We start from the raw sequence: 1,103 nt of genomic DNA, 5'->3' as shown, positions 1-1,103 counted from the left end.
AAATCCATCCCATTTTCCTATAATTACACTCAAGTTAACCTTTTAACCGGAGCCCAGCCATGACCCGTGCCCGCCAACAGCTTATTTCATTATCCAATTAAAAGGACAGCCACTTTTATTCCCTTCTCATAACGCCCCTTATGTTCAACCCATGCCGCCTTTTGAACTTTTCTGGATCAAAAAATACTTGCTCGTTGTGTACCAATATTGATACAATTGAGTTATGAATACACCAACACTAAACGTTAGATTTTTTGCAACCGCTGCGGGTACTGAACCTGTGCGTGAATGGCTGAAATCGTTATCTGCCACAGACAGAAAGACCATTGGCGAGGACATTAAAACCGTTCAACTGGGTTGGCCTATAGGTATGCCCTTGGTTCGGAAATTGGCGAAAGATTTATGGGAGGTTCGCATTCATTTAGATGGTCGGATCGCACGTGTGATTTTTACGGTGTTGTCCAGTACGATGGTGTTATTGCATGGCTTCATTAAAAAGTCTCAAGCAACGCCAAACGACGATTTAGCAACAGCTAAGGCGAGAATGAAGCAACTCAGAGGTGAGAGATGAACACAGAAATGAATCATCATTTAGGCAGTAGTTTTGATGACTTCTTGGCTGAAGAAGCTTTATTAGAAGAAACTACGGCTGTGGCCATTAAGCGTGTGGTTGCATGGCAGATTGCGCAAGAAATGAAATCACAAAAGCTGACTAAAACAGCTTTAGCCGCCAAAATGCACACCAGTCGGGCTGCGTTGAATCGTCTATTAGATGACCGTGATACCAGTTTAACGCTCACTACGCTTACCAGTGCGGCGAATGCTTTGGGTAAGTCGTTACGTATCGAGTTGGCGGGTTGATCAGACGCCACTCGTTTCAATTAACAATTCAAATTAACGTTAAAAGGACACCCATTTTTTAACCCAACCCACCCAAGCCTTCACCCAGTGATATTAAAAGGACCACCCAGTGATATTAAAAGGACAGCCACTTTTAAATGGACAAAATTAAAAGGACAGCCACTTTTAAATTGCAAAATCCATCCCATTTTCCTATAATTACTCTCAAGTTAACCTTTTAACCGGAGCTCAGCCATGACCCG

Annotated in this window: 2 protein-coding genes; both read left to right on the top strand. The window is 42.8% G+C overall.

The genetic code is table 11. The features are described from left to right. Window positions 1–223 precede the first annotated feature (223 nt). Window positions 224–571, top strand: a complete 348-nt coding sequence (locus NA59_RS12765) for a type II toxin-antitoxin system RelE/ParE family toxin (protein WP_044413613.1) — start codon at window positions 224–226, stop codon at window positions 569–571. Then, window positions 568–861: an XRE family transcriptional regulator gene (locus tag NA59_RS12760; RefSeq protein ID WP_044413611.1), complete on the top strand. Its 294-nt coding sequence runs from the start codon at window positions 568–570 to the stop codon at window positions 859–861. The genes NA59_RS12765 and NA59_RS12760 overlap by 4 nt, the downstream gene beginning before the upstream one ends. Window positions 862–1,103 lie beyond the last annotated feature (242 nt).

The sequence above is a fragment of the Thiomicrospira microaerophila genome, from assembly GCF_000934765.1.
Taxonomy (GTDB): Bacteria; Pseudomonadota; Gammaproteobacteria; order Thiomicrospirales; family Thiomicrospiraceae; genus Thiomicrospira; species Thiomicrospira microaerophila.
The sequence above is the reverse complement of the archived record's forward strand: the minus strand, read 5'-3'. Positions and strand labels throughout refer to the sequence as shown.

Coding starts and splice junctions, on each gene's coding strand:
- NA59_RS12760 (WP_044413611.1), top strand. CDS start 568: ATGAACACAGAAATGAATCATCATTTAGGCAGTAGTTTTGATGACTTC.
- NA59_RS12765 (WP_044413613.1), top strand. CDS start 224: ATGAATACACCAACACTAAACGTTAGATTTTTTGCAACCGCTGCGGGT.